This window comes from Streptomyces sp. NBC_00080, assembly GCF_045041255.1.
Taxonomy (GTDB): domain Bacteria; phylum Actinomycetota; class Actinomycetes; order Streptomycetales; family Streptomycetaceae; genus Streptomyces; species Streptomyces coriariae.
In genome coordinates this window covers 5,992,516-6,016,181 of record NZ_CP108235.1, presented here as the reverse complement: position 1 = coordinate 6,016,181, position 23,666 = coordinate 5,992,516, and the positions used below count along the sequence as shown (strand labels likewise).

Sequence of the window (23,666 nt, the reverse complement as noted above, 5' to 3'; positions counted from 1 at the left end):
CGAACGCGCCTGTCCCCCTCGCGAGGGGGACAGGCGCGTTCGGGCCTCAGCCTCAGTGGTTGCGGGGGAAGCCCAGGTCCACGCCGCCGGGGCCGTCGGCCGGGTCCGGCCAGCGAGTCGTGACGACCTTGCCGCGGGTGTAGAAGTGGGTGCCGTCGTTGCCGTAGATGTGGTGGTCGCCGAAGAGCGAGTCCTTCCAGCCGCCGAAGCTGTGGTAACCCACCGGGACCGGGATCGGGACGTTCACGCCGACCATGCCCGCCTCGATCTCCAGCTGGAACCGACGGGCCGCGCCGCCGTCCCGGGTGAAGATCGCCGTGCCGTTGCCGAACGGCGAGCTGTTGATCAGCGCCACACCCTCGTCATAGGTGTCCACGCGCAGCACGCACAGCACCGGGCCGAAGATCTCGTCCTGGTAGGCCTTCGCGGTCGTCGGGACCTTGTCCAGCAGCGAGATACCGATCCAGTGACCGTCCTCGAAGCCCTCGACCGTGTAGCCGGAGCCGTCCAGGACGACCTCCGCGCCCTCGGCCGCCGCGCCCGTGACGTAGGACGCCACCTTGTCGCGGTGCACCTTCGTGATGAGCGGGCCCATCTCGGAGGTGGGGTCGTTGCCGGGACCGATCTTGATCTTCTCGGCGCGCTCGCGGATCTTCTGCACCAGCTCGTCACCGATCGCGCCGACCGCCACGACCGCGGAGATCGCCATGCAGCGCTCGCCCGCCGAGCCGTAGGCCGCCGACACGGCCGCGTCCGCCGCCGCGTCGAGGTCGGCGTCCGGCAGGACCAGCATGTGGTTCTTCGCGCCGCCCAGCGCCTGGACCCGCTTGTGGTTCGCGGCGGCGGTGGTGTGGATGTACCGGGCGATCGGCGTCGAGCCGACGAACGACACGGCCTTGACGTCCGGGTGCTCCAGGAGGCGGTCGACCGCGACCTTGTCACCGTTGACGACATTGAAGACACCGTCCGGCAGCCCGGCCTCGGCCAGCAGCTCGGCGAGCTTCAGGGACGCCGACGGGTCCTTCTCGGACGGCTTCAGCACGAAGGTGTTGCCCGTCGCGATGGCGATCGGGAACATCCACATCGGGACCATCGCCGGGAAGTTGAACGGCGTGATGCCCGCGACGACACCCAGCGGCTGGCGGATGGACGACACGTCCACCCGGCTGGCCACCTCGGTCGACAGCTCGCCCTTCAGCTGCACGGTGATCCCGCACGCCAGGTCCACGATCTCCAGACCGCGCGCGACCTCGCCCAGCGCGTCCGAGTGCACCTTGCCGTGCTCGGCGGTGATCAGCTCCGCGATCTCGTCCCGGTGCGCGTCCAGCAGCGCCCGGAACTTGAACAGGATCGTGGTCCGCTTGGCGAGGGAGGACGTGCCCCAGGTGGCGTAGGCGTCCTTCGCGGCGGCCACCGCGGCGTCGACCTCGTCGACGGTCGCGAACGCGACCTTGGTGGTGACGGCGCCGGTCGCCGGGTCGGTGACCGGCCCGTACGTACCCGACGCGCCTTCGACGGTCTTGCCGCCGATCCAGTGGTTGACGATCTTCGTCATGACCGAGTACTCCTTCACAGATGGCGGCGACGGGTGGAGACGTGCCGTTCGTACAGCTCACGTGCCTTCACCGCGGACGGTCGGGTCGCGGTCTCGGCCACAGGTACATCCCACCAGGCCTGCGCGGGCGGCGGGCCCGACACAGTGTCGGCCGTTTCCGTCTCGACGTAGACACATGTGGGAGTGTCGGCGCGGCGCGCCTCGGCGAGGGCCTCGCGCAGTTCACGGACGGTCTTCGCGCGCAGCACGCGCATACCGAGGCTGGCCACGTTGGCGGCCAGGTCGACGGGCAGCGGGGCCCCGGTGAAGGTGCCGTCGTCCGAGGTGTAGCGGTACGCGGTGCCGAACCGCTCGCCGCCCACCGACTCCGACAGACCGCCGATCGAGGCGTAGCCGTGGTTCTGCACGAGCAGGATCTTGATCGCGATCCCCTCCTGCACGGCCGTCACGATCTCCGTCGGCATCATCAGATAGGTGCCGTCGCCGACCAGTGCCCAGACGTTGCGCTCGGGAGCGGCCAGCTTCACGCCGATCGCGGCCGGGATCTCGTACCCCATGCAGGAGTAGCCGTACTCCAGGTGGTACTGGTCACGGGAGCGCGCCCGCCACAGTTTGTGCAGGTCACCGGGGAGTGAACCGGCCGCGTTGATGATCACGTCCGACTCGTCGGCGAGGGCGTCCAGGGCGCCGAGCACCTGCGGCTGGGTCGGCCGTACGTCCGGCTCCTCGGCCTCGTAACAGGCGTCGACGCGCTGCTCCCAGCGCTCCTTGTCCTCCGAGTACTCGGTGACATAGGCGTCGGTGACGCGGTGGCCGTGCGTCTGGAGGGCCGCGGTCAGCTCGCCGAGGCCGCTGCGGGCGTCGGCCACGAGCGGCAGACCGGCGAGCTTGTGGCCGTCGTAGGGCGCGATGTTGAGGTTGAGGAAGCGGACGCCGTCGGCGGCGAACAGGGTGTTGGAGGCGGTGGTGAAGTCCGTGTACCGGGTGCCCACGCCGATCACCAGGTCGGCGGTGCGGGCGAGTTCGTCCGCCGTCGCCGTGCCGGTGTGGCCCACGCCGCCCACGTCCTGGGGGTGGTCGTAGCGCAGCGAGCCCTTGCCGGCCTGGGTGGAGGCGACCGGAATGCCGGTGGTCTCGGCGAACTCGGCGAGCGCCTCCTCGGCGCGGCTGTGGTGGACCCCGCCGCCGGCGACGATCAGCGGGCGGCGGGCGGCCCGGATCACGCGGACCGCCTCCGCGAGTTCGGTCGGGTCGGCACCCGGACGGCGTACGACCCAGGTGCGCTCCGCGAAGAACTCGTCGGGCCAGTCGTAGGCCTCGGCCTGGACGTCCTGGGGCAGCGCGAGGGTGACCGCGCCCGTCTCCACCGGGTCGGTGAGGACGCGCATCGCCTGGAGGGCCGCCGGGATCAGGGCCTCGGGGCGGGTGACGCGGTCGAAGTACCTCGACACGGGGCGCAGCGTGTCGTTGACCGACACGTCGCCCGCGTAGGGGACCTCGAGCTGCTGGAGCACCGGGTCGGCGACGCGGGTCGCGAAGATGTCGCCGGGCAGCAGCAGGACCGGAAGGTGGTTGACGGTCGCCAGGGCGGCGCCGGTGACCAGGTTGGTCGCGCCGGGGCCGATCGACGTCGTCACCGCGTGGGTGGACAGCCGGTTCGACTGGCGGGCGTAGCCGACGGCCGCGTGGACCATCGACTGCTCGTTGCGGCCCTGGTGGAACGGCATGTCGTCGCCGTACTCGACCAGCGCCTGGCCGAGGCCGGCGACGTTGCCGTGGCCGAAGATGCCCCAGGTCGCGCCGATCAGCCGCTGCCGTACGCCGTCGCGCTCCGTGTACTGGGCGGCGAGGAAGCGGACGAGTGCCTGGGCGACCGTCAGCCTCGTCGTCGAGGTCTGCGCCGTCATCGGTAACCCCCTGTGCTCTCTACGTGGTCCGGGTGGAAGCAGATCCGCCACTCCCGTGTCTCGCCCGGTCCCGCCATGACGTTCAGGTAGTACATGGCGTGGCCGGGCTGGGCGATGGCCGGGCCGTGCCAGCCGTCGGGGACGAGCACGGCGTCGCCGGAGCGGACCTCGGCGAGGACGTCGGATCCGCCCTCGCGTGAGGGGGATACGCGCTGATAACCGAACCCGTTCGGGCCGTCGATCTCGAAGTAGTAGATCTCCTCGAGCTCGGCCTCCTCGCCCGGTCGGTGCTCGTCGTGCTTGTGCGGCGGGTACGAGGACCAGTTGCCGCCCGGGGTGATCACCTCGACGGCGATCAGCTTGTCGCAGTCGAAGGCGTCGGCGGAGGCGAAGTTGCGCACCAGACGGGCGCAGTTGCCGCTGCCGCGCTCTTCGACGGGGACCTCCGGCGCGGGGCCGTAGCGGGCGGGGAGTTGTCGCTCGCACTTCGCTCCTGCCAGGGCGAAGCGGCCTCCCGCGCCGGAGGCGATCTGGACCCGGGCGTCACGGGGAACGTACGCGAAGTCGGTTACCGACGCGAAAACGCTCTCCCTGCCCAGGAGTTGGAACTCTTCACCGGCTGTTTGCACGGTACATCCGCCTTTCAGCGGAAGCACGATCCACTCACTGTCACCCGTGCCGAACAGGTGCGTGCCACCCGGCTCCAGCTCGACGATCCGCAGACTGCAGTAACCCCAGCCGGCTCGTTTCGGATCGATGTCGAGCGTGTAGTCGGCGCCGGCCGTGGTGCCGTGCGGGAGATACAGGTCGTGGTGCGGCTCTGTGTGTGTCATGCGGCCCTCACAGCAGTCCTACGGCGGTGTCCACGGCGGCGGCGACATCCCCGTCCGCCGGGTAGAGCAGCGAACGGCCGACCACCAGGCCCCGGACGGTGGGGAGCTGGAGCGCCCCGCGCCACTTCTCGTACGCGCCGTCCTGGTCCTCGCCGACCTCGCCGCCCAGCAGGACGGCGGGCAGCGTGGACGTCTGCATGACCTCGGCCATGTCGTCGGGGTTGTCGGTGACCGGGAGCTTCAGCCAGGTGTAGGCCGAGGTGCCGCCCAGGCCCGAGGCGATGGCGATCGACTTGGTGACGGCCTCCGCGGAGAGGTCGTTGCCCACCTTGCCGTCGGGGGTGCGGCGGCTGATGAACGGCTCGACGAAGAGGGGGAGCTTACGGGCGGCCATGTCGTCGATGGCGCGGGCCGTGGACTCCAGGGTGGTGAGCGAGCCCGGGTCGTCGTAGTCGATGCGCACGAGCAGCTTGCCCGCGTCGAAGTTCAGCCGCTCGATGTCCTCGGGGCGGTGGCCGGTGAAGCGGTCGTCCAGCTCGAAGACGGATCCCTGGAGGCCGCCGCGGTTCAGCGAGCCCATGACGACCTTGCCGTCGAGGGCGCCGAGGAGGAGCAGATCGTCCAGGATGTCGGCGGTCGCGAGGACGCCGTCGACGCCGGGCCGGGAGAGGGCCAGGCACAGGCGCTCGAGCAGCCCGGCCCGGTTGGCCATGGCCAGCCGGTCGCCGCCGACGCCGAGCGCGCCACGGGCCGGGTGGTCTGCGGCGACGATCATCAGGCGGCCGGAGTCACCCAGCAGCGGTCTGCGCGGGCGGCGGGCGGCCGCCTCGGCGATCGCCTCGGGGCGCTGCGTGCGCAGGCGGACGAGTTCGGAGATGTCCACGGTCGTCACAGGACGGCCCCCGCCTTGAGCGCGGCTTCCACTTCGTCCGGTGTCGGCATCGCGGAGGAGCACTCCAGCCGGGAGGCGACGATGGCGCCCGCGGCGTTGGCGTGACGCATGATCTTCTCCAGGTCCCAGCCCGCGAGCAGACCGTGGCAGAGGGAGCCGCCGAAGGCGTCACCGGCCCCGAGGCCGTTCAGGACGCTCACCGGGAGCGGCGGGACCTCGGCGGACTCGCCCTTGCTGTTGACGGCCAGGACACCCTTGGGGCCCTGCTTGACCACCGCGAGTTCGACACCGGCGTCCAGCAGCGCCTGGGCCGCGGCGCGGGGTTCGCGCACTCCGGTGGCGACCTCCACCTCGTCGAGGTTGCCCACGGCGACGGTGGTGTGCCTGAGGGCCTCGACGTAGAACGGGCGGGCCGTGTCGGGGTGGCTCCAGAACATCGGGCGCCAGTCGAGGTCGAAGACCGTGGTGCCGGCCTTGGCCCGGTGGGCCAGGGCGGCGAGGGTCGCCGTACGGCTGGGTTCCTCGCTCAGGCCGGTGCCGGTGACCCAGAAGATACGGGTCTCGCGGACGGCGTCGAGGTCGAGTTCGTGGGCGTCTATCTCCAGGTCCGGCGCCTTGGGCTGCCGGTAGAAGTACAGCGGGAAGTCGTCCGGCGGGAAGACCTCGCAGAAGGTGACGGGCGTCGGCAGTCCGGGCACGGCGGTGACCCAGCGGTCGTCGACGCCGAAGCCGCGCAGGGCCTCGTGCAGATAGGTGCCGAAGGGGTCGTCACCGGTGCGGGAGATCACCGCCGTCTCGCGGCCGAGGCGGGCTGCGGCGACCGCGACGTTGGTCGCCGATCCGCCCAGGAACTTCCCGAAGGACGTGACCTGCGGGAGTGGGACGCCCGTCTGTAGCGGATAGAGGTCCACCCCAATCCGCCCCATGGTGATCAGGTCGTACGCCATCGAGTTCCCTTCACATCGGTTCGTTCGTCGACTCGGCCCCGAGGCGCCGCTCGTGGACGTCCCCGGCACACGTCCCGTATCGGCTCTCACGGCTTTCTAGCCCCGCGCGGCGGGCCCTGTCAATGTTTTGTCCAGACATTCGGACCAGCCCTTGACACCCCTTCGGTGAGACAGCACGCTGACGCCCATGACGTCGTTGTCACCTCAGTCACCAGTTTCCGGTGTTTCCCGCATCCGTGTCGGATCCGCCCCCGACAGCTGGGGCGTCTGGTTCCCGGACGATCCCGCCCAGGTCCCCTGGCAGCGCTTCCTCGACGAGGTCGCGCAGTCCGGCTACGAATGGATCGAGCTCGGCCCCTACGGGTACCTGCCGACCGATCCCGCACTCCTCACCGAGGAGACGGCCAAGCGTGGCCTGAAGGTGTCGGCGGGCACGGTCTTCACGGGCCTGCACCACGGCGAGGCCGTCTGGGAGAAGACCTGGGCGCATGTCGCGGACAACGCGGTGCTCGCCCAGGCGATGGGCGCGAAGCACCTGGTCGTCATCCCGTCCTTCTGGCGGGACGACAAAACCGGCGAGGTACTGGAGCCGGACACCCTCACGCCCGAGCAGTGGCGCAACCTCACCTCGCTGACCGAGCGGCTCGGCAAGGAGGTGCGGGAGCGGTACGGCCTGCAGATCGTCGTCCACCCGCACGCCGACACCCACATCGACAGCGAGGAGAACGTGGTCCGCTTCCTGGACGGCACCGACTCCGACCTGGTGTCGCTGTGCCTGGACACCGGGCACTACGCGTACTGCGGCGGCGACAGCGTCAAGCTGATCGAGACCTACGGCGAGCGGATCGGATACCTGCACCTCAAGCAGGTCGACCCGGAGATCCTGGCGGACGTGCGGGCCGACCAGGTGCCGTTCGGGCCGGCCGTCGCGCGGGGCGTGATGTGCGAGCCGCCCGCCGGTGTGCCCGCGCTGGGGCCGGTGCTGGAGGCCGCGCGGAAGCTGGATGTCGATCTGTTCGCGATCGTCGAGCAGGACATGTATCCGTGCGAGCCGGACGCTCCGCTGCCCATCGCGCAACGTACGCGGGCGTTTCTTCGGAGCTGCGGCGCCTAGACGAGCAGGTCTGATCCCCGGTCAGTGGTCCTATGCGATCGGTGACCGGGTGATCGGGGCTGTGGTTGCGTTGTCGTGCCACATCGCGGCGGCCATCGCGAGGATGCGCCGAGCGACGCGAATCGCGACTCCCGCGCAGCTGCGGCCGCCGTGGTCGTCGAGGTCGAGCCGACCTTTGAGGGTGTCGTTCACCGACTCGATCAGTTGCCGCACCTTCTTGAGCATCGGGTTCGCCGCAGCGGGCCGGCCTCGACTTCGTGCATCGAGGCCGGCACCTCGCGCTCGCCGATCTTCGGATCGGCCAAGGCCCGCAGGATCGGCATCCCGGACGGAGTGCACACCGGATACGGCTTCAGCCCTCAGTGGCACCGCGAGTGGCCGGCGCGGTACCCATGGCCCGCCCATCCGGCCGGGTCCGAGCGTTTCACCGTTGGCCGCGACATCCCGCAGGGCACCGGGGTGGAGTCCACGATCCAGCAGTCGTCCAGCCGGAAGTCGCTCGACTTCGCCGGCATCCGGATGACCCGCTCGACCAGGCCGAGCGCGGACCGCAGCCGCTCGTTGCAGCCGAACTGCTGAGGGAGGTACGGGAAACCACCCGTCCAGCCCCACCGACCGGGGTGGGGAGGGGCCGCTCAGCATTCGTCACGGCGCGGGAGCGGCCCCCGCTCACAACCGGCGGGTGAACTCCTGGCGGTCGGCGAAGTTCTCGTAGCCTGCCCGTTCGAAAGCCATGATCATGGCGGTGTTGGCCGCGTCGCAGTCGCCGCGGATCTCCTCGGCGCCCGCTTCGACCAGCAGCCGCGTGCCGCGGGCCACCACCGCCGTCGCGTAGCCGTTGCCGCGGCAGGCGGGAGACACCGCCACCAGGCCGATCACCGCGGTCGAGGGGTTTCGGGCGGGGAGGCTGAGGGCAGCCGGCGTGCCGTCCGGAGCGTAGCCGAGTTCCCACCACGAGGGCTCGTACAAGAACTCCTCCATGTCCGCGAAGAGGCTCTCCGCGGCACGCCGGGGGCCATGTCGGGCGACCTTGGCGGCGAGTTGGGCGTCGGCACTGGTCGGCAGCGCCTCGGCGAGGAGAGCGATGAACGGCTCACGGCCCAGACCGGGCAGGGAATGCCAGGTCAGTCGGTCATCATGCGCAGTGAGTTCCACCCCGGAGCGGCGGCGGAAGCGGCGACCGTCACGGGCCCGCTCGAAGCCCGCCAGACGGAGAAGCTCGGCGCGCCGTTCCGGCTCCGCCTGGAACTGCGGCGGCTGCGTCGGCGAGTCGGTGACGTGCTCCAGCTCCGTGGCGCCGAGCGAGTCGGCCAGGGCGACGGCCTCGGCCAGCAGCGCCTGGCCGGTGGCCAGGCCGGGTTCGTCCCACGGTGCCTCAAGGAGCACCAGGGCCATCGGGACGTCTTTCCCGGGAAGGGTCCATAGCGCGGTGGCCGCGGTGAGCCGACCGGCCTCGTCCTCCGCGACCAGGCACCACTCCGGCCGGGTGCACTTCTTGGCAAGGAGGTCGGTGAGGTAGGCGGCCGTCCCGGCGTTGCGCTCGGGCTGGTCGGAGTGCTGGACGAGGGCGGGTAGTTCGACGGGGCGCGCTATACGTACAAGCATGTACCGGGATCATCCTGTCTCTCGATGACGTAGCTGGCTTTGCATGAAATCGCCACCCAGTGGCACCGGCAGGCCTGGCTGTTCCTGCCCTTGTCAGTCCGACCATCTGACCCGGGCCTACGGACTGGATACCGTCGGCCCCCTGCCGCGGCAGTGGATCCCACGACCGATCGGCGGTGGTCGTGGCCTGGCGCGGGGCGGTGCGGCGTAGGCATCTCATTTCACCGGGTAGCGCACCACCAACACCCCCTCCACATCCCTCCCCACCGCCTCGTACCGATGCGGTACATCCGCCGCCCACCGGGCGTGGCCGCCCGGGCCCACCTCGAACGGGGCGGAGGCGGGACCAACCAGCGCCGTGCCGCTGAAGACCAGCAAGTGCTCCTCCGTGCCCGGCACATGAGCGGCCGAGCGCTGCACCGCGCCGCTCTGGATGCGGATGCGATACACCTCCGACACCGCAGCCGCGTCCTGCACGCGGTCCGTCAGCACCGCGTGCACCGCCGCGCCCCGCACCGGGGCGGGGCCGACGACCGCGCTCAGCGGCGCCTCGAGGGCCGTGGTCAGCGCGTACAGCGTCTCCAGGGTCGGATTGCGCCGGCCGGTCTCCAGTTCCGAGAGCGTGCCCTTGCCGACGCCGGAGCGGCGGGCCAGTTCCGACAGCGACAGGCCGCCGTCCTGGCGCAGACGGCGCAGCCGCTCGCCCACCTCCTGGCCCAGTTCCACAGCTTTCCGCCCCTACCGCGCCGGTGATGCATGGTCGTGACGCGACCAGCGTTCCATGAACAGAACGTTCTGTAAACGGAACGATCGCGGCGATGCACACGCACCGCCACTCAGGCGGGGTTCGGACTTACTCGTCCCGTCCTTCGTCTGCGGTCGAGTGGGGGTTGGCCGCACAGTTCCCCGCACCCCTGGGGAACTGCGGTGGCCGCTTCTAGCATGGGTGCCCATGACTGCGAGCGTGGTACGCACCCGGTCTGGACAAGGGCCCGGTGGCTCCTGGGAGTTCGCCGCGGCTCGGCCCCATCCGCGGCTGCGGCCGGGGGTGATGAGCTACCGCGGGATCCGGCTCGCCATGAACGGGCCGCGGCGGCGGCTCGAGACGCCCATCGGGGCCTCGACCCTGCTGCTGGGGTTCGAGCAGCCGGTGCGGATCTCGCGGGCGGGGCGGACGCCGGACACGCTCGTGTCCGTGTACTGCGGGCCCACGACCACGCCCGCCGTCGGAGAGCACGGCGGGCGGTTCTCGGGCATCGAGGTGCTCATGACGCCCTGGGCCGCGTTCACCCTCTTCGGCACGCCCCAGCACGAGCTCGTCAACCGCACCGTCGATCCCGACGAGCTGCCGCACTCCCTGGGGTCGCCCCTCGGTGAACTCGCCGCCGCGCTGGCCGCGTTACCCGGCTGGGCGGACCGGTTCGGGCTGCTGGACGAGGTTCTCACCCGGTGGCGGGAGGCCGGTACGCCGAGTTCGGAGCGGGTGGCGCGGGCCTGGTCGCTGCTGGTGCGGACGAGCGGCACGATACCGGTGCCCCGGCTGGCCGAGGAGGTCGGCTGGAGCGTACGGCACCTGGAGAACCGTTTCCGTGAGCAGATCGGGCTCGGCCCCAAGGCGGCGGCCCGGGTGCTGCGGTTGCAACGGGCTCGTCGGCTGCTGGCGCAGGGGCAGAGCGCGGCAGAGACCGCCGCCCTCTGCGGCTTCTACGACCAGGCCCATCTCAGCGGCGAGTTCAAGGCGATGACGGGGTGCACGCCGAGGGAGTTCGCGCAGGCCAGGCGGCTTCCGGCACAGGTGTCGCCGGCCGCGGACCGGCTGAGCGGGGAGGCGACGAGCCTGGTCCTGCCGGCCCGCCCGGACGATTGGTCCGGACCGGGTGCGTATTTTTCCAAGACCCGCCGCATTGGCTGAATACAGGCTGGGGGTCTGCCAGTTGATCCGGCGATTTCCGGCCGTTCCGGGTGCTTCGAGTCTTCCGGTGCTTCGAGCACTCCGGACTCTTCGGTCGTTCTGGTCGTTCCGGGGGGATGGCGGGGAGCGGGAACGGGTCGGGCCTGTCGCAGCGGGCCCGGCCCGCCTCCTGTCGACGACCTCGGGGCAGTTGTCAACACGCCCCTCCCATGGGCCCCGCACACTTCTCTGCTTCACCTGTGTCACAAACTCCCCTTTTATGTCACACATATCGCGCATACGCGGGTCTTGTGTCACACGAGGTCAACAGCCGCTTCCTCACGGTCACCGGGTGTCGTTCACCGGGCACAGGCTTGGTGATCGCCAGCGCAGTGCCGGGCTCCCCCGGGCGGCCTCCCGGCCGCCGACCCCCGCGCGCGCAGGGAGGTGCAACTCATGACCGACCGAAGGCTCTGGTCCTACAAAGAGATCGCGGCGCACATCAAGGTGCAGCCGGACACCGTGCGGTCCTACCGCAAACACGGACTGCTGCCCCAGCCCGACCATGTCGAAGGCGGCAAGCCCTTCTGGTACGCCGACACCGTGCGTGCCTGGGTCGCCTCCCGGCCGGGCAACCGGGGACGCGCTCTGGACTGACCCTCGGCGGAGAAAAAACCGGCTGTGCCTCACGGACACGTGGGGCACAGTGCTGCGGGTGAACTTCTCCGTCAAACCGCTGCTCTCCGGCCCGAAGACCGTGCTGCGGCCCTTCACCGAGGCCGACGCCGACACCATGTGGGAGATCATCGGCGACCCCGAGGTCGTCCGCTTCACCTTCCCGCCGAACAGCGACCTCACCCGGGAGCGGGTGCGTTCCTGGTACGGCTCCCGCACCGAGCAGCCCGACCGGCTGGACCTCGCCGTCACCGTCCGCGACACCGGCGAACTGGTCGGCGAGGTCGTGCTGCACGAGTGGGACCCGGACGCCCGCAGCTGCACCTTCCGCACGCTGCTCGGAGCCCGGGGCCGCGACCGCGGGCTCGGCACCGAGGCGACCCGGCTCATCGTCGGCCACGGCTTCGAGCAACTGGGCCTGCACCGCGTCCAGCTGGAGCTGTACGGCGACAACGAACGGGCCCGGCGCGTCTACGAGAAGGTCGGGTTCGTGGTCGAGGGGGTGCGGCGGGAGGCCGCGCTGCGCGACGGGGTGTGGGTGGACGAGGTGCTCATGGCGATCCTGGACCGGGAGTGGGCCGCGCTCGGGCCCACGGATCGATGACCGTCACCCCGGCTCCCGGGGCGCTGCCCAGCGCGGACAGGGCGGCCGGGGTCTCGTCCAGTGTGATCGTGGACGTCACCAGCAGATCGGGGCGCAACACCCCCGCACGGACCAGCTCCAGCATCTTCGGGTAGGTGTGCGCGGCCATGCCGTGGCTGCCCAGGATCTCCAGTTCCAGGGCGATGGCACGGGCCAGCGGGACAGGGGTGGTGCCGTCCGCCGACGGGAGCAGGCCGACCTGGACGTGCCGGCCGCGGCGGCGCAGCCCGTTCACCGAGGCGGCGCAGGTGGCGGGGGATCCGAGCGCGTCGAGGGAGAGGTGTGCGCCGCCCCCGGTCAGCTCACGGACCGCCTCCGCCGTGTCCGGCACGCCCCGCGCGTCCACGCACTCCGCCGCGCCGAACTTCCGCGCCAGGTCCAGGGCCTTCGGGGACACGTCCACCGCCACCACCCGTGCCCCGCTCGCCGCCGCGATCATCACCGCCGAGAGGCCCACGCCTCCGCAGCCGTGCACCGCCACCCACTCCCCCGCCGCGACCCGGCCCTGTTGCACCACCGCCCGGAACGCCGTGGCGAACCGGCAGCCGAGGGAGGCGGCGGTGGCGTACGACAGGCCGTCGGGGATCGCGACCAGGTTCACGTCGGCGTGCTCCAGGGCCACGTACTGGGCGAAGGAGCCCCAGTGCGTGAAGCCGGGCTGGGTCTGCCGCTCGCACACCTGGTGGTCGCCGGCCGCGCAGGACGGGCAACTGCCGCAGCCGCACACGAAGGGGACGGTGACCCGGTCGCCCGCCCGCCACCCGGTGACCCGGGCACCGACCTCCTGTACGACACCGGCGAGTTCATGCCCGGGCACGTGCGGCAGGGCGATGTCCGGGTCGTGGCCCATCCAGCCGTGCCAGTCGCTGCGGCACAGGCCGGTGGCCTCGACGCGCACGGTGACTCCGTGCGGGGCCGGTCGGGGGTCGGCCAGTTCGCGTACCTCGGCCGGCTCCCCGTACCGCTCGAACACCACAGCCCGCATGTGCCCTCACCCTCGCCTTCGCCCGCGGAGACCGGCGGTGCCCCGCGGAGACCCACGGTGACCCGCGGACCTCCGTCCACCATGGATCTCCGCGAACGCTAACCGTGCGCGTCGACCTTGTCCCGCCCGGGCCCGTCGGGCGCGGATTCGTCCGGCGCCGGTTCCGGCGCGGCGGCCGGTGCCTGCCGCACCGACTCCCCCTCGCTCAGTCCGAACCGCCGGTGGAACCTGCGCAGCGGTGCCGGCGCCCACCAGGTGGCCCTGCCGGTGAGGCGCATGATGGCCGGGACCAGGAGGCTGCGCACCACCATCGCGTCCATCAGGACCGCCAGGGCGATCCCCAGGCCGAGCATCTTGGTGTTGGTGACCCGCGAGGTGCCGATCGCGACCATCACCACCGCCAGGATGACCGCCGCCGCCGTGATCAGGCCGCCGGTGCGCCGCAGGCCCAGAGCGACCGCCCCTTCGTGGTCGCCGGTGCGGTCGTACTCCTCCTTGATGCGGGAGAGCAGGAACACGCCGTAGTCCATCGAGAGGCCGAAGGCCACGCAGAACATGAGGACCGGGAGGGTGGTCTCTATGGATCCGGGGCTGGTGAAGCCGAGCGGGCCGGAGAGATGGCCGTCCTGGAAGACCCAGACCACCGCGCCGAACATCGCCGTCAGGCTGAGCGCGTTGAGCAGCACCGCCTGGAGCGGGATCAGCACGCTGCCGGTCAGCAGGAAGACCAGGAGCAGGGTGACGATGGCGATGAAGGCGACCGCCCACGGCAGTTGGGCGCCGATCGCGTGCTTGGAGTCGACCAGGACGGCCGCCGTGCCGGTCACGGCGGTCTCGAAGGGAGCGGATGTGGCGCGCAGCTCACCCACCAGGTTCTGGGCCGCGTCGTCGACCGCCTCGCCCTTGGGCAGCACCGTGAAGTACGCCGAGTCGCCGTTCACCAGCGGGCCGTCCACCCGGGCCACTTCCGGCAGCGCGGCGACGCGCTGCTTGTAGGCGGCGTACTGGGCCTGGGTCGCCGTGCCCTCGGCGAGGACCTCGAGGCCGCCGCCGGGACTGCCCGGGAAGCCGTCCCTGATGTGCTGCTGCACGACGTGGGACTCGGCCGAGGAGGGCAGCTGGCGGTCGTCGGCGGTGCCGAACCTCACGCCGAGGAAGGGCAGTCCGAGGAGGACGAGGACGGCCGTGGTGGCCAGGGCGAAGAAGGGGGCGCGGCGCATGACCAGGCTCGCCGTGCGGCCCCAGGCCCTGCCGCCCTCGTCACCGGGCGCCGGCGCGGGCCGGCCCCGGCGGAACAGGCGGCGCAGATCCAGGGAGTCGACCCGGTCGCCCAGCAGGATCAGCGCCGCCGGGAGCAGGATCAGGGCGGCCGCGGCGGCCAGCAGGACCACGGCCATGCCGGCGTAGGCGAAGGAGCGCAGGAAGTACTGGGGGAAGAGGAGCATCGCCGCCAGGGACACCGCGACCGTGAGCGCGGAGAACAGGACCGTGCGGCCGGCCGTGCGCAGGGTGGTGCCGATGGCCGTCGACGGGTCGGCGCCGGCGGCGAGTTCCTCGCGGAAGCGGCGGACGATGAACAGGGCGTAGTCGATGGCGAGGCCGAGACCCAGGGCCGTGGTGAGGTTCATCGCGAAGATCGAGACGTCGGTGAACCGTGTGAGGCCGCTGAGGACGGCGTTGGTGCCGAGGATCGCGACGATGCCGATGCCGAGCGGCAGCAGGGCGGCGATCGCGCTGCCGAAGACCATCACCAGCAGCACCAGGGTGATCGGCAGGGCGATCATCTCGGCGCGGGTCAGGTCCTCCTGGATGATGGTCTGCATCTCGTGCCGCACGGCGACGCCGCCGCCGATCTTCACCTCCACCGGCCCGTGCGTGCCGCGCAGTGCGGGGGCTATGCGGTCGAGGGTCTCCCCCATCGCCTTCTCGTCGCCCGTGATGCGGGCGGCTATCAGCGCTTCGTGGCCGTCCTGCGCGCGCAGGGCGGAGGCCGCTCCCGCGTCGGCCTGCCAGTAGGAGCCGACGCCGACGATGCCCTTCTCGGCGGCCAGGCTCGCGGTGAGCCGGTTGGCCTCGGCGACGACCGCCGGGTCGTCGACGGAGGCCCGGCCCGCGTCGAGCAGCAGCAGAAGGTTGGGCTGGGAGCCGGGGAACTCACGCTCCAGGGCCTTGGTCGCGTACGTGGACTGCGCGCCCGGATCCTCCCAGCCACCGCTGCCCAACCGCTCGGCGACCCCACTGCCGGCCAGCACCGCGAGCACGGTGAGCACCAGGGCCGCGAGCAGCGACAGCCTGGGCCGGGCGGTCACGAAGCGGGTCCAGCCTCCGGGACGGGGTGGGCTGTTGACTTCGGTCATCGTGCGGTGTCCCCTTCACCCTGCAAGCAGTCGTGCAAGCCGTAAAATGGCAAACACGAGAGAGCGCTCGCGTTTCTGATCCCAGAATGCGAGCGACCACTCGCGTTTGTCAATCGGGTCCGGGAAAGCTGGGGAAAACGCGTGGCCGAGAGCCAGGAGAAGGAACAGCCGCGCCGGCGCCAGGCGCGCGGCGAGCGGCGTATCGCGCAGCTGCTCGAGGCCGCGGCCAGCGTCTTCTGCACGACCGGCTACACCGCCGCCAGCACCAACGCCATCGCTCGCGAGGCCGGCGTCTCACCGGGCACGCTCTACCAGTTCTTCCCGAACAAGGAAGCGATCGCGATCGAGCTGGGCGACCGCCTCATGCACGAGATGCGCGACGCCTTCGGCGAGGCGCTCGCCCCGGTCGACCCCGCGACCCCGCTGGAGGAGGCCGTCGGCGCGGCCGTGGACCGGTTCATCGCCTTCAACTGCGACCATCCGGTGTTCTTCGCCCTGATGCACGGGCCCGACATCCCCGGGCACATCGCCGAGGAGCACGACGCGCTGCACGCCACCCTGCTCGCCCGTATCGAGGGCCTGCTCTCCTCCCTGCTGCCGGACTCGCCGCCCGCCGACCTGACCCGCACGGCGCACATGTGCCTGGGGCTGTACAAGGCGGGCCTGGAGCTGGTCCTGGGCCACGAGGGCGTCGAGCGCGACGCGTACGTGCAGGAGCTGAAGCACGTGCTGATCCGCTATCTGGAGCCACTGGTGGGCGACCGGCCGGGCCGTGTCGAGAGCAGCGGCGCCGGGGCCACTACGGCCCGGTAGTCCGGGTACCCGCCTCCTCTGCCGGAAGCATCCGCACACCCTCCGCGCGGCGGGTCCTGTTCTTTGATTCATACCCCCTAGGGGTATAGTCTCCATTGACGGGAGACCTCTCGCGGCCCCGCCCGCCCCACCTGCCTCCACGAGGAGAACGACATGACCGCTCAAACCGACACCCCGGGCTCCGTCACCACCGTCTACAAGGTGAGCGGCATGAGCTGCGGCCACTGCGAGGGCGCCGTCTCCGGCGAGCTCTCCGACCTCGCCGGTGTCACCTCGGTGAAGGCCGTCGCCTCGACCGGCGAGGTCACGGTCGTCTCCGCCGCCGCGCTCGACGAGGAGGCCGTACGCGCCGCCGTCGACGAGGCGGGCTTCGAACTGGTCGGCCAGGCCTGAGGCACCCGCACCCCGAGCACCTCTCCTCGACACCCCTCCTCCACCCACCGGGCCGTGCCGACCAGCTGATACTGGTTCCGTACGGCCCGGTCCGCTTCCTGGAGCACGGACATGACCAGCACCACCACGGAAACCCCGATAGCCGAACCGCCCGCGCCGACCGCCGAGGTCGAACTGCTCATCGGCGGGATGACCTGCGCCTCCTGCGCGGCCCGCGTCGAGAAGAAACTCAACCGCATGGACGGCGTCGTCGCGACGGTCAACTACGCGACGGAGAAGGCCAAGGTCAGCTACCCGGCCGGGACCGAGGTCGCCGACCTGATCGCGACCGTGGTGAAGACCGGGTACACGGCCGAGGAACCCGTGCCCGCCCCGGAGCCGGTCCTGGAGGACACCCCCCAGGACCCCGAGCTCGCGGACCTGCGGCACCGGCTCCTCGTCTCCGTGCTGCTCGCCGCGCCCGTCGTCCTGCTCGCGATGGTCCCGTCACTCCAGTTCGACAACTGGCAGTGGCTCTCGCTGACGCTGGCCGCGCCCGTGGTCGTCTGGGGCGGCGGCCCGCTGCACACGGCCGCCTGGACGAACCTGCGGCACGGCGCGGCCACCATGGACACGCTGGTCTCGGTCGGCACGCTGGCCGCGCTCGGCTGGTCGCTGTGGGCGCTGTTCTTCGGCGACGCGGGCATGCCCGGCATGCGGCACCCCTTCGAACTCACCGTCTCCCGTACGGACGGCGCCTCCACGATCTATCTGGAGGTCGCCGCCGGCGTCACCGCCTTCATCCTGCTCGGCCGCTACCTGGAGGCCCGCTCCAAGCGGCGCGCGGGGGCGGCGCTGCGGGCGCTCATGGAGCTGGGCGCGAAGGACGTCGCCGTGCTGCGGGACGGGAGGGAAGAGCGGATCCCGGTCGACCTGCTGGCCGTCGGGGACCGGTTCGTCGTACGGCCCGGGGAGAAGGTCGCCACCGACGGGACGGTCGTGGAGGGCACGTCCGCCGTCGACGCCTCGATGCTGACCGGCGAGTCGGTCCCGGTGGACGTCGGGCCCGGCGACGCCGTCACCGGCGCGACCGTGAACGCCGGCGGCCGGCTGGTCGTCGAGGCCGGCCGGATCGGCGCGGACACCCGGCTCGCGCGCATGGCGCAGCTGGTCGAGGCCGCACAGACCGGCAAGGCCGAGGTGCAGCGGCTGGCCGACCGGATCTCCGGGGTCTTCGTACCGGTGGTGCTGCTGATCGCGCTCGCCACCTTCGGCGGCTGGCTCGGCGCGACGGGTGACACGGTCGCCGCGTTCACGGCGGCCGTCGCCGTCCTGATCATCGCCTGCCCGTGCGCGCTCGGGCTCGCCACGCCGACCGCGCTCATGGTCGGCACCGGGCGCGGCGCCCAGCTCGGCATCCTCATCAAGGGACCGGAGGTCCTGGAGTCCACGCGCCGTGTCGACACCGTCGTACTCGACAAGACCGGGACCGTCACCACCGGCCGGATGACCCTTCAGGACGTGTACGTCGTCGACGGCACCGACGAGCGGCAGCTGCTGCGGCTCGCGGGCGCCCTGGAGCACGCCTCCGAGCACCCGGTCGCCCGGGCGGTGGCGGCGGGCGCCGAGGAGAGGGCCGGGAAGCTGCCGGCGGCCGAGCGGTTCGAGAACGTGCCCGGGCGGGGCGTGCGCGGGCTGGTGGAGGGCCACGAGGTGGCCGTGGGGCGCCTCTTCGAGACGGTTCCGGACGAGGTGGCCCGGGCCAAGGAGGAGGCCGAGCGGGGCGGCCGCACGGCCGTCGTCGTGGGGTGGGACGGCGTGGCGCGCGGGGTGCTCGCGGTCGCGGACGCGGTCAAGGAGACCAGCGCCGAGGCGGTACGGCAGCTGCGGGCGCTGCGGCTCACCCCGGTGCTGCTGACCGGGGACAACCGGGCGGTCGCGGAGGCGGTCGCGGAAGCGGTCGGGATCGACCGGGTGATCGCCGAGGTGCTGCCCGAGGACAAGGTCGACGTCGTACGGCGACTGCAGGACGAGGGGCGGGTCGTCGCCATGGTCGGGGACGGTGTCAACGACGCGGCCGCGCTCGCCACCGCCGATCTGGGGCTGGCCATGGGGACGGGCACGGACGCGGCGATCGAGGCGAGCGATCTGACGCTGGTGCGGGGGGATCTGCGGGTGGCCGCGGACGCCATCCGACTGTCCCGGCGGACCCTGGCGACGATCAAGGGCAACCTGGTGTGGGCCTTCGGGTACAACGTGGCCGCGCTGCCGCTGGCCGCCGCCGGGCTGCTGAACCCGATGATCGCGGGGGCGGCGATGGCGTTCTCGTCGGTGTTCGTCGTGACGAACAGCCTGCGGCTGCGCGCCTTCAAGTAATACCGCCGAGTAGGTCGTTGCCGATCAGGGAGACCCCTGGAGTCCTGCGCGAGCCTCACATAAGCTCTTCACAAGGCTCGCGCATCATCCTTACGCTTGGGCCCCGATCGCCGTATCCGGTCTCTTGCGCATCTAACGGACATACGCAAGAGACACAGATCACAGTGATGTGAACGTAACCATCGAAGGGGTTCGAAGGTCTAAGTTGACGATGTCAGGAAGCGTCTTGGGGGGCGTGACCTGACGTCTGAGGATGTCTTGGGGGACTTCCTCAGAGATGCGTTGCCGGGGCACGCACACCGGGAAGCTTTGAGCGGCCCTCCCAGCGTGCGCTGTCCCGGCAGATCGCACACGGCGGTGGTGGGACGAGTTCTGCTCGTTCTGCTCAACCGCAGGCACGACAACCGAAGATGGTCACAAACAGCGAATTCAGGCGCTGTTCTCACAACGCCCGGCCGGATCCCGTGGGGGGAATCCGCACCGGGACATGGGAAGGCGCCCTGGTCGTCGGCCCGTGGGGGGACTGGCGCCGGGGCGCCTTCCGTATGCCCTGCGCACCCGACCGCCGGACGCCCATGCAGCCGGCCACCGCGCCACCGCGCACGAGTCCGCCGACGACCACTGCCGGGACGCAGGACCACCGGGGCCGCACACACCACTGCCCGGGACATCGGTCCCGGGCAGTCAGGAAATTCACCAGTGGCGGAGCACCCGATCAAGCGGCGCCCCCACCGGCAGGTGTCAGCGCTCCTCGACCGGGACGAAGTCGCGCTCGACGACACCCGTGTAGATCTGGCGCGGGCGGCCGATGCGGGAGCCGGGCTCCTTGATCATCTCGTGCCACTGGGCGATCCAGCCCGGGAGGCGGCCCAGGGCGAACAGGACCGTGAACATCTCGGTCGGGAAGCCCATGGCCCGGTAGATCAGGCCGGTGTAGAAGTCGACGTTCGGGTAGAGGTTGCGCGAGACGAAGTAGTCGTCGGAGAGCGCGTGCTCCTCCAGCTTCAGCGCGATGTCCAGCAGCTCGTCGGACTTGCCGAGAGCCGAGAGGACGTCGTGCGCCGCAGCCTTGATGATCTTCGCGCGCGGGTCGAAGGACTTGTACACCCGGTGGCCGAAGCCCATCAGGCGGACGCCGTCCTCCTTGTTCTTCACCTTGCGGATGAAGGAGTCGACGTCGCCGCCGTTGGCCTGGATGCCCTCGAGCATCTCCAGCACGGACTGGTTGGCGCCGCCGTGCAGCGGGCCCCACAGCGCGGAGATGCCGGCCGAGATCGAGGCGAACATGTTCGCCTGCGAGGAGCCGACCAGGCGGACCGTGGACGTCGAACAGTTCTGCTCGTGGTCCGCGTGCAGGATCAGCAGCTTGTCGAGCGCGGAGACGACGACCGGGTCGAGCTCGTACTCCTGCGCCGGCACCGAGAACGTCATGCGCAGGAAGTTCTCGACGTAGCCGAGGTCGTTGCGCGGGTAGACGAACGGGTGACCGATCGACTTCTTGTAGGCGTACGCCGCGATCGTCGGAAGCTTGGCGAGCAGCCGGATGGTGGAGAGGTTGCGCTGCTTCTCGTCGAACGGGTTGTGGCTGTCCTGGTAGAACGTGGACAGCGCGGAGACCACCGACGACAGCATGGCCATCGGGTGGGCGTCGCGCGGGAAGCCGCGGTAGAAGTTCTTGACGTCCTCGTGCAGGAGCGTGTGCTGGGTGATGTCGCTCTTGAAGACGGACAGCTCGTCGACGGTCGGCAGTTCGCCGTTGATCAACAGGTACGCGACCTCAAGGAAGGTCGACCGCTCGGCCAGCTGCTCGATCGGGTAGCCGCGGTACCGGAGGATGCCCTGCTCGCCGTCGAGGTAGGTGATGGCGGATTTATAGGCGGCGGTGTTGCCGTAGCCGCTGTCCAGGGTCACCAGACCGGTCTGGGCGCGAAGCTTCCCGATGTCGAAGCCCTTGTCGCCGACGGTGCTGTCGATCACCGGGTAGGTGTACTCGCCATCGCCGAACCGCAGTACTACAGCGTTGTTGGTGTGCTCGCTCACGTCATCCCTCACCGACGTTGTGCCTCTTCTTCGAGGTTGCCCTGACTGTCTCTAACCATCCCCCATTTGGCGCACGAGAGTGCACTCGGGGTCGACCATTGGGCTCATCGGCGGCACTCAGTGCCGCCAACCAGCTCATCCTGCCGCCTTCGTCACGCTTGGGGAAGTGCTCTGTGACCTTCACGACTCATTTGATCGATCATTTTTTGTGATGTTCCGACGATCCCGCACGAACCAGCCGTCAACGGCCCGCCAGCCGGTGATCCAGGGCCGTGCAGCGACGGCCCGCCGACACCGTGCGCACCGCCTGACCGATCGCCTTGCGGGAGCCGACGAGGACGACCAGCCTCTTGGCGCGCGTCACGGCCGTATACAAGAGGTTCCGTTGAAGCATCATCCACGCCCCCGTGGTGACGGGGATCACCACGGCGGGATATTCACTTCCCTGTGAACGGTGAATGGTGACCGCGTACGCGTGGGCCAGTTCGTCCAGTTCGTCGAACTCGTACGGAACCTCCTCGTCCTCGTCGGTCAGCACCGTGAGGCGCTGGTCGACCGGATCGAGCGAGGTCACCACGCCCACGGTGCCGTTGAAGACACCGTTTTTCCCCTTGTCGTAATTGTTGCGGATCTGGGTGACCTTGTCGCCGACACGGAAGACCCGGCCGCCGAACCTCTTCTCGGGCACGTCGGGGCGACCGGGGGTGACGGCCTGCTGGAGCAGGCCGTTGAGGGCGCCCGCGCCGGCCGGGCCGCGGTGCATGGGCGCGAGCACCTGCACGTCCCGGCGCGGGTCCAGGCCGAACTTCGCCGGAATGCGCCGGGCGGCCACGTCCACCGTGAGGCGGCCGGCCTCCTCCGTGTCGTCCTCGACGAAGAGGAAGAAGTCCTTCATGCCGTCGGTGACCGGGTGCTGTCCGGCATTGATCCGGTGCGCGTTGGTCACCACGCCGGACTGCTGGGCCTGGCGGAACACGCGCGTGAGGCGCACGGCGGGCACCGGGCTGCCGTCGGCCAGCAGATCGCGCAGCACCTCGCCCGCGCCGACGCTGGGCAACTGGTCGACGTCCCCCACGAAGAGCAGGTGCGCGCCCGGGGGTACGGCCTTGACCAGTTTGTTGGCGAGGAGCAGATCCAGCATCGACGCCTCGTCGACCACCACCAGGTCCGCGTCCAGCGGCCGGTCCCGGTCGTAGGCCGCGTCGCCACCGGGCTTGAGCTCCAGCAGGCGATGGACGGTGGAGGCCTCGGCGCCGGTCAGCTCGGCCAGCCGCTTGGCGGCGCGGCCGGTGGGCGCGGCCAGCACGACCTTGGCCTTCCTGGCGCGGGCCAGCTCCACGATCGAGCGGACGGTGAAGGACTTGCCGCAGCCGGGGCCGCCGGTGAGAACGGCGACCTTCTCGGTCAGCGCGAGCCTGACGGCCGCCTCCTGCTCGGGCGCGAGTGCGGCGTCGGTACGGGACTTCAGCCAGGCCAGCGCCTTGTCCCAGGCCACCTCACGGAAGGCCGGCATCCGGTCCTCCTCGGTGCGCAGCAGGCGCAACAGCTGTGCGGAGAGGGAGAGTTCGGCGCGGTGGAAGGGGACCAGATAGACGGCGGTGACCGGCTCTCCCCCGTCGGGCGCCGGGACCTTCTCGCGGACGACTCCGGGGTCCTCGCCCTCCTCGGGCGGCGCCGCGAGTTCGGCGAGGCACTCGATGACCAGGCCGGTGTCGACCTGGAGCAGCTTCACCGCGTCGGCGATCAGCCGCTCCTCGGGGAGGTAGCAGTGGCCCTGGTCGGTGGCCTGGGAAAGGGCGTACTGGAGACCCGCCTTGACGCGCTCCGGGCTGTCGTGCGGGATGCCGACGGACTGGGCGATCTTGTCGGCGGTGAGGAAGCCGATGCCCCAGACGTCGGACGCGAGCCGGTAGGGCTGGTTCTTCACGACCGAGATGGAGGCGTCGCCGTACTTCTTGTAGATGCGGACGGCGATGGAGGTGGACACCTCGACGGTCTGGAGGAAGAGCATGACCTCCTTGATCGCCTTCTGCTCCTCCCAGGCGTCGGCGATCTTCTTCGTGCGTTTCGGGCCGAGGCCGGGGACCTCGATGAGCCGCTTCGGCTCCTCCTCGATGATCTGCAGGGTGTCGATGCCGAAGTGCTGGGTGATGCGGTCGGCGAAGACCGGGCCGATGCCCTTGACCAGTCCTGAGCCGAGGTAGCGGCGGATGCCCTGGACCGTGGCGGGCAGGACGGTCGTGTAGTTCTCGACGGTGAACTGCTTGCCGTACTGCGGGTGGGAGCCCCAGCGGCCCTCCATGCGCAGGGACTCGCCGACCTGGGCGCCGAGCAGCGCGCCGACGACCGTGAGGAGGTCGCCGCCGCCTCTGCCGGTGTCGACACGGGCGACCGTGTAGCCGTTCTCCTCGTTCGCGTACGTGATGCGCTCGAGCACGCCTTCCAGCGTGGCCGTACGCCGCTCTCCCGCTTGGGCGGCCCCCGCCTGTTCGGTCATGATCCGACGTTACCGCCCGCCACCGACAGGCCCCGGGGGGCGACCGCCGGCCGCCCGCCCGGCGCCGTTCATCACGATCCGGTCTCGGGATGCGGTCGAGGGCTTGATTAACCCCTGTGTAATCGATTCCAATCCTTCCTACACGTCGATGTAATCGATTCCAT

19 protein-coding genes are annotated in these 23,666 nt (G+C 70.7%); 8 read left to right on the top strand and 11 right to left on the bottom strand.

Annotation, left to right across the window (positions count from 1 at the left end; all coding sequences use genetic code 11):
• Positions 1 to 52: 52 nt before the first annotated feature.
• Genes mmsA through iolC form a run of 5 tightly spaced genes read right to left on the bottom strand, consistent with a single transcriptional unit; the run spans position 53 to position 6,134 of the window.
• Positions 53 to 1,555: a CoA-acylating methylmalonate-semialdehyde dehydrogenase gene (mmsA, locus tag OHU34_RS26915; RefSeq protein WP_057600240.1), complete on the bottom strand. Its 1,503-nt coding sequence runs from the start codon at positions 1,553 to 1,555 to the stop codon at positions 53 to 55.
• A gap of 14 nt (positions 1,556 to 1,569) precedes the next feature.
• Positions 1,570 to 3,462 carry a 3D-(3,5/4)-trihydroxycyclohexane-1,2-dione acylhydrolase (decyclizing) gene (gene iolD, locus OHU34_RS26910; protein ID WP_405768675.1) on the bottom strand — a complete coding sequence of 631 codons (1,893 nt, stop codon included), beginning with the start codon at positions 3,460 to 3,462 and terminating at the stop codon, positions 1,570 to 1,572.
• Positions 3,459 to 4,295, bottom strand: coding sequence for a 5-deoxy-glucuronate isomerase (iolB, locus tag OHU34_RS26905; RefSeq protein WP_230195670.1), 837 nt, complete (start codon positions 4,293 to 4,295; stop codon positions 3,459 to 3,461). The genes iolD and iolB overlap by 4 nt, the downstream gene beginning before the upstream one ends.
• 7 nt (positions 4,296 to 4,302) lie before the next feature.
• Positions 4,303 to 5,187 carry a deoxyribose-phosphate aldolase gene (locus OHU34_RS26900; RefSeq protein WP_142264404.1) on the bottom strand — a complete coding sequence of 295 codons (885 nt, stop codon included), beginning with the start codon at positions 5,185 to 5,187 and terminating at the stop codon, positions 4,303 to 4,305.
• Entirely contained in the window at positions 5,184 to 6,134 is a 951-nt protein-coding gene (gene iolC / locus OHU34_RS26895) for a 5-dehydro-2-deoxygluconokinase (RefSeq protein ID WP_142264405.1), read from the bottom strand. The genes OHU34_RS26900 and iolC overlap by 4 nt, the downstream gene beginning before the upstream one ends.
• 187 nt (positions 6,135 to 6,321) lie before the next feature.
• On the opposite strand from iolC, the gene OHU34_RS26890 reads away from it, so the two are divergent.
• On the top strand, positions 6,322 to 7,248 hold the full coding sequence (locus OHU34_RS26890) for a sugar phosphate isomerase/epimerase (RefSeq protein ID WP_142264406.1): 927 nt from the start codon (positions 6,322 to 6,324) through the stop codon (positions 7,246 to 7,248).
• 75 nt (positions 7,249 to 7,323) lie between these two features.
• Positions 7,324 to 7,827, top strand: a complete 504-nt coding sequence (locus OHU34_RS26885) for a hypothetical protein (RefSeq protein ID WP_405768670.1) — start codon at positions 7,324 to 7,326, stop codon at positions 7,825 to 7,827.
• 90 nt (positions 7,828 to 7,917) lie between these two features.
• Here the strand turns inward: OHU34_RS26885 and OHU34_RS26880 are convergent, their stop codons facing one another.
• Both OHU34_RS26880 and OHU34_RS26875 read right to left on the bottom strand, forming a co-directional pair.
• Positions 7,918 to 8,853 carry a GNAT family N-acetyltransferase gene (locus OHU34_RS26880; RefSeq protein ID WP_142264407.1) on the bottom strand — a complete coding sequence of 312 codons (936 nt, stop codon included), beginning with the start codon at positions 8,851 to 8,853 and terminating at the stop codon, positions 7,918 to 7,920.
• A 216-nt stretch (positions 8,854 to 9,069) separates the two neighbouring features.
• The gene (locus OHU34_RS26875) at positions 9,070 to 9,579 is read right to left on the bottom strand and encodes a helix-turn-helix domain-containing protein (protein WP_405768668.1); all 510 of its coding nucleotides are present in this window, start codon (positions 9,577 to 9,579) and stop codon (positions 9,070 to 9,072) included.
• Between the two features lie 352 nt (positions 9,580 to 9,931).
• Here OHU34_RS26875 and OHU34_RS26870 point away from each other — a divergent pair, with 352 nt between their 5' ends.
• From OHU34_RS26870 to OHU34_RS26860, 3 genes are all read left to right on the top strand, one after another.
• Positions 9,932 to 10,765, top strand: a complete 834-nt coding sequence (locus OHU34_RS26870) for a helix-turn-helix domain-containing protein (protein ID WP_142267842.1) — start codon at positions 9,932 to 9,934, stop codon at positions 10,763 to 10,765.
• A 435-nt stretch (positions 10,766 to 11,200) separates the two neighbouring features.
• Positions 11,201 to 11,401: an AlpA family transcriptional regulator gene (locus OHU34_RS26865; RefSeq protein WP_020131726.1), complete on the top strand. Its 201-nt coding sequence runs from the start codon at positions 11,201 to 11,203 to the stop codon at positions 11,399 to 11,401.
• A gap of 58 nt (positions 11,402 to 11,459) precedes the next feature.
• Positions 11,460 to 12,023 (top strand): GNAT family N-acetyltransferase, encoded by a 564-nt coding sequence (locus tag OHU34_RS26860; RefSeq protein ID WP_142264409.1) that lies wholly within the window; start codon positions 11,460 to 11,462, stop codon positions 12,021 to 12,023.
• Here the strand turns inward: OHU34_RS26860 and OHU34_RS26855 are convergent.
• Together OHU34_RS26855 and OHU34_RS26850 are read right to left on the bottom strand one after the other, a co-directional pair.
• Positions 11,971 to 13,047, bottom strand: coding sequence for a zinc-dependent alcohol dehydrogenase family protein (locus OHU34_RS26855; protein WP_405768665.1), 1,077 nt, complete (start codon positions 13,045 to 13,047; stop codon positions 11,971 to 11,973). The two genes, OHU34_RS26860 and OHU34_RS26855, sit on opposite strands and share 53 nt — an antisense overlap.
• Positions 13,048 to 13,145: 98 nt before the next feature.
• Positions 13,146 to 15,404: an MMPL family transporter gene (locus OHU34_RS26850; RefSeq protein ID WP_142264411.1), complete on the bottom strand. Its 2,259-nt coding sequence runs from the start codon at positions 15,402 to 15,404 to the stop codon at positions 13,146 to 13,148.
• Between the two features lie 141 nt (positions 15,405 to 15,545).
• Between OHU34_RS26850 and OHU34_RS26845 the strand changes: the two genes are divergently transcribed.
• From OHU34_RS26845 to OHU34_RS26835, 3 genes are all read left to right on the top strand, one after another.
• Entirely contained in the window at positions 15,546 to 16,217 is a 672-nt protein-coding gene (locus OHU34_RS26845) for a TetR/AcrR family transcriptional regulator (protein ID WP_142264412.1), read from the top strand.
• A 153-nt stretch (positions 16,218 to 16,370) separates the two neighbouring features.
• On the top strand, positions 16,371 to 16,610 hold the full coding sequence (locus tag OHU34_RS26840; RefSeq protein ID WP_142264413.1) for a heavy-metal-associated domain-containing protein: 240 nt from the start codon (positions 16,371 to 16,373) through the stop codon (positions 16,608 to 16,610).
• Between the two features lie 111 nt (positions 16,611 to 16,721).
• Entirely contained in the window at positions 16,722 to 18,965 is a 2,244-nt protein-coding gene (locus tag OHU34_RS26835; protein ID WP_230195666.1) for a cation-translocating P-type ATPase, read from the top strand.
• A gap of 741 nt (positions 18,966 to 19,706) precedes the next feature.
• Here OHU34_RS26835 and OHU34_RS26830 read toward each other — a convergent pair.
• On the bottom strand, positions 19,707 to 21,005 hold the full coding sequence (locus OHU34_RS26830) for a citrate synthase (protein ID WP_020131734.1): 1,299 nt from the start codon (positions 21,003 to 21,005) through the stop codon (positions 19,707 to 19,709).
• A gap of 241 nt (positions 21,006 to 21,246) precedes the next feature.
• The gene (locus OHU34_RS26825) at positions 21,247 to 23,502 is read right to left on the bottom strand and encodes an ATP-dependent RecD-like DNA helicase (protein WP_142264415.1); all 2,256 of its coding nucleotides are present in this window, start codon (positions 23,500 to 23,502) and stop codon (positions 21,247 to 21,249) included.
• Positions 23,503 to 23,666: the final 164 nt, after the last annotated feature.